Annotated in this window: 4 protein-coding genes; 2 read left to right on the top strand and 2 right to left on the bottom strand. The window is 69.1% G+C overall.

Features of this window, described 5'->3' with window-relative positions:
* Positions 1–252: 252 nt before the first annotated feature.
* Positions 253–1284 carry a 2-dehydropantoate 2-reductase gene (locus AC1DYI_RS28395; protein WP_477207473.1) on the bottom strand — a complete coding sequence of 344 codons (1032 nt, stop codon included), beginning with the start codon at positions 1282–1284 and terminating at the stop codon, positions 253–255.
* A complete protein-coding gene (locus tag AC1DYI_RS28390; RefSeq protein ID WP_477207472.1) occupies positions 1281–1817 on the bottom strand; it encodes an Mpo1 family 2-hydroxy fatty acid dioxygenase in 537 nt (178 codons plus the stop codon). The genes AC1DYI_RS28395 and AC1DYI_RS28390 overlap by 4 nt, the downstream gene beginning before the upstream one ends.
* Before the next feature lie 132 nt (positions 1818–1949).
* Between AC1DYI_RS28390 and AC1DYI_RS28385 the strand changes: the two genes are divergently transcribed.
* On the top strand, positions 1950–2663 hold the full coding sequence (locus AC1DYI_RS28385; protein ID WP_477207471.1) for a Crp/Fnr family transcriptional regulator: 714 nt from the start codon (positions 1950–1952) through the stop codon (positions 2661–2663).
* A gap of 36 nt (positions 2664–2699) precedes the next feature.
* A partial coding sequence (locus tag AC1DYI_RS28380; protein WP_477207470.1) for a C13 family peptidase occupies positions 2700–4161 on the top strand: 1462 nt, incomplete at its 3' end.

Here is a 4161-nt window from a genome sequence, read left to right as displayed (position 1 = left end):
GCCCGGCTTGGCGGCGCTGCGAGCGCCCCATTTCGGCCCGCCCTTCGGGTTCGACCAGATGGCGCGCTCGCGCGCCCCGCCAGCAGGGCAGATACGCTGGGCATCTGCCCTGCCGTCTGGACGCACGATCATCACCATCTGGTCGAATCTCAATGGTAGTTRTTTGCGGGACAGGACACTACATGCTAGCGCTGCGCAAGGGGGCTGAACAGGGTTCTGTGATGGCGGTGTGGCGGGTTTGTGTGACACCCGTCAACGCCAGCCCAGGCGTTGCTTCAGGGCTGCGGCGGACAACGGCGCCGGGTCGCCCGGCCAAGCCTCGACCAAGGCCTGGATGCGCTGGTTCAGCGGTGCCTCGCGGCCGTGGGCGCGCGCCAGGCGCACGACCTCGCCGCACAGTGCGTCGACCTCGGTCGGGCGGCTCAAGGCCAGGTCATCGGCCATGCTGGAGCGGGCTTGGGGGTCGATGCGAATCATGCGCGCCGCGATGCGGCCAAACAACCAATCGGGCAGCGACAGGATCATTGGCAGCCGCTGCGGCGGTGCGGCGGCCACCTGGGCCGGCGTGATGCCCGCGGCGGCCAGCGCGGCCAGGGCTTCACGCTGCAGGGCGGCATACACCTGGCGGTAGCCACGCTGCATCAGCTCGGCCCGCAAGGGCAGGCCGGACAAGGCGTTGACGGGGTTGTTTAGGTTCAGCAGCAGCTTGCCCCACTGCACCGGCTTCAGGTCGGCATGCAGGCGCAGCGGCAGCCGCGCCGCGTCGAACACTGGCAGCCAGGCGCGCAAGACGGGGTCGTCTTCAGCGGCCAGTTTGCCGCCGGTGCCGCGGTGCAAATGGCCGGGCCCGAGTTCGGCGATGTTGTAGGGCACCATGCCCGGCAGCCAGCGCAATGCCGGCGCCACCGCGCGGCCAGCGTCGGCGTTGCCCAGTCCATTCTGCAGCGACAGCACCGGCGTGCCGGCCGGCAGCACCGCACCCAGAGCGGCCGCTGCCTCGCGCGTCGCGCCGCACTTGACTGTCAACAGCACCAGAGAAGGCGCCAAGCCCGTCGGCACCGTGCCCCACAGGCGCAACGCGGACGCGGCCAGGCGCTCATCGCGGCCGTCTTGGTCGGTCACGCGCAGGCCATGCTCACGCCAGGCCCCGAGCATGCGAGGCCGGCCGACAAAATGCACTTCGGCGCCGGCGGCCTGCAGGCATGCGCCGACATAGCCGCCGACGCTGCCGGCGCCCATCACCAGCACCGGGCCCGGTGCGGCGGGCAGCGAGGCTTCGGTCAATGCGAGGCCAGGGGCTGCTTCAGGTCACGGATGTGCGTCGGGCCGGCTTGGCGTTCGATTTCGGCGTGCAACTCACGGCCCCAGCCCAGAGCGAACAGCGCCTCGGCCGTCACGAACATCGGGCCGACCAGCAGGCCGACCAGGTCGTCGACGAAGGCCGGCTTTTTACCTTCGTAGTAGTGGCCGATGAACTGCAGCACCCAGCCGACGACAAAGGTGCCGACGCCCCAGACCAGCCATTCGGTGGTGCTGCCACCGGCGACCTGATGGGCCAGTGCCACCAGCAGCCAGGTGGCGGCGCTGACGACCACGGCCAAGTCGAGCCGRCCGCGCATCAGGTACCACACGGTCACCAGCGCGGCGGCCACCCAGGCGGCCGTCAGCGTCAAGCCACCGACGGTGAAGCTGGCCCGGGCCAGCAGCACGCCAATGGCGAAGACGATCATCGGGATGCCGACGAAGTGCGTCGCGATGTTGCGGCGGTCGCGGTGGTAGTGGGCATACTGGATCAACAGTTCGTTCGCGCTGCGCATGGCGGCTCCTTGGTCGGCGGTGGCCGCATGCTAGGAGCGCGTGGCCGGGCTGACTGTCAAAACGCCGACATTCGGCCCCCGCGTACGACCATGCAGGATCAGGACATTCCCGAACCCCACCAGCCAGAGGCCTTGAACACCTGGCCAGAGGCCCTGGCCGCCTGGCGCGAGGTGCTGCTGGCCGACACCTGGTTCGCCGGTGTGCCGCTGCCACTGCGCACGGCCTTGCTGCGGCTCGGGCGGGTGCAAGCGCTGGGGCCGGGCCAGGCCTTGTTCGGGCGCGGCCAAGTGGCCGAAGGCCTGTGCTGCGTGTTGGAGGGCGCGCTGCGCGTTGGCGCCGTGCAGGCCGATGGCAGCGAGTCGGTGCTGGCGTTCGTCGAACCGGGGCAGTGGTTCGGTGAGATCTCGCTGATCGATGGTCAACCGCGTACCCACGACGCCGTGGCCGATGGACCGACCACCGTGTTGCAGGTGCCGCAACCGGCCTTGCTGACCTGGTTGGCCGAACACCCGGCCCATTGGCAGGCGATCGCGCAGTTGGCCTGCGCCAAGCTGCGCATGCTGTTCGGCGTGATCGAAGACATTGCCCACCTGCCGCTCGAAGGCCGCCTGGCCAAGCGGCTGTGGTTGGTCGCGCATGGCTACGGCGGTCGCAGCGGTGCGCCGCGTTGGGTGCTGAACCTGCCGCAGGAGCAACTGGCGCTGATGCTGGGCGTGAGCCGGCAAAGCGCCAACAAGGCTTTGCGGGCGCTGGAGGCGCGGGGTCTGATCGCGCTGCGCTACGGTGGCATCGAGCTGCGGGACCTCGCCGGCTTGGCGGCGCTGGGTGAGGCCTCATCAGCCTAGCTACAGTGCAGGCTGTCAGGGGAGGGAGAGACCAACATGACGGATGAAGCCTCGGCGCCGGCCGTGGAGATGCCGGCACCGGCGCACGAGCCTGTGTCACGTTTGACGGGAGCAGGGACGCTGCGGGCTTGGTGGCTGCAGGGCCTTCGCACGGCCTTCTTCTTGCGTGCCGATTGGACGACTTTGCAGGCTGGGCCGTTCGTTCTGGCGGCGCTCATGCTGGTGCCGTTTGCGTTCGACCTCGGCGTCGAACGCCTGTACATCGACGGTCCGGCCACGTTCAATTGGCCGGGGCTGTTGAATGGCTGGTTGCCTATGGTGGTCAGCAGCTGGCTGTGCCTGTGGCTCACGCGCACCCAACCGCAACCAGACGACGGTCTTCGTGCACCGAGCGCCGTGGCGCTGGTGTCGATGCTGGCGGCGCAATGGTTGCCGTTGAGCTTGCTGCTCGGCGTCGTGCTGGTGCCCATCGCTCGCGATGGCGCTGCGCTGCTGAGCGCGATGGGGCCTTGGAGCGTCTTGTTGTGGTGGTCGCACGCCGCCTGGCTCGTGCTGGCGCAATCGGTGCTGCTGTGGCGTTCGACGGGTGCCAAGCGCCGCCACAAGCTGCTGGCCGTGGCCCTGCTGGTCGCGGTGGTGGGGGCGACGCAGTACGACGACACCTGGCGCCACTGGGACCCGGACGAGACCGAGCCGTTGGAAGACGGCAACCCGCCTGAGCTCGTGCTCACGCAGGAGCTGTTCGAGCTGCAGCCGCAGCTGCTGGCGCAGCGCTTGGCCGACCTGGCGCCGCCAAAGCGTGGCGACATCAACGTCTATGCCGTGACCTTCGCGCCCTTCGCCGAGGGCGACGTCTTCCGCCGCGAAAGCCAGCTGGTGGCCGACGTGATGGCTCAGCGTTTCGGCGCTGATGGCCGCACGATCCAGCTCGTGAACCACGCCGGCACGGCGCGCGACTGGCCGTGGGCTACGCCGTTGAACCTGCAGCGCGTGATCCAGCAGGTGGCGCAGAAGATGGACCGCGATCGCGACGTGCTGTTCATCCACATGACTTCGCACGGGGCGCAGTCCGGCGAGCTGGCGACCAGCTTCTGGCCGCTGGAGGTGGACCCGGTCACACCGGAAGACCTGAAAGCCTGGCTGGACGAGGCTGGCATCCGCTATCGCCTGCTGTCGATTTCCGCCTGCTACTCGGGCAGCTGGGTCGAGCCGCTGGCTGGCCCGGACACGCTGGTGATGACCGCCGCCGACGCCGACCACACCTCATACGGCTGCGGCAGCCGCTCGGACCTGACCTTCTTCGGCCGCGCGATGTACGACGAGCAGTTGCGCCAGACCCGTGCGTTCGAGCAGGCCCACGCCCAAGCCCGCCTCGTGATCGATCAGCGCGAGAAGGAAGCCGGCAAGACTGACGGCTACTCGAACCCCCAGATCGCGATGGGTCGGGGCATGCGCGAGCACCTGAGCCGTCTGGAGGCACAACTCGACAAGGCGGCCC

It is taken from the genome of Ideonella sp. P3_A4, assembly GCF_056403075.1.
The sequence above is the reverse complement of the archived record's forward strand: the minus strand, read 5'-3'. Positions and strand labels throughout refer to the sequence as shown.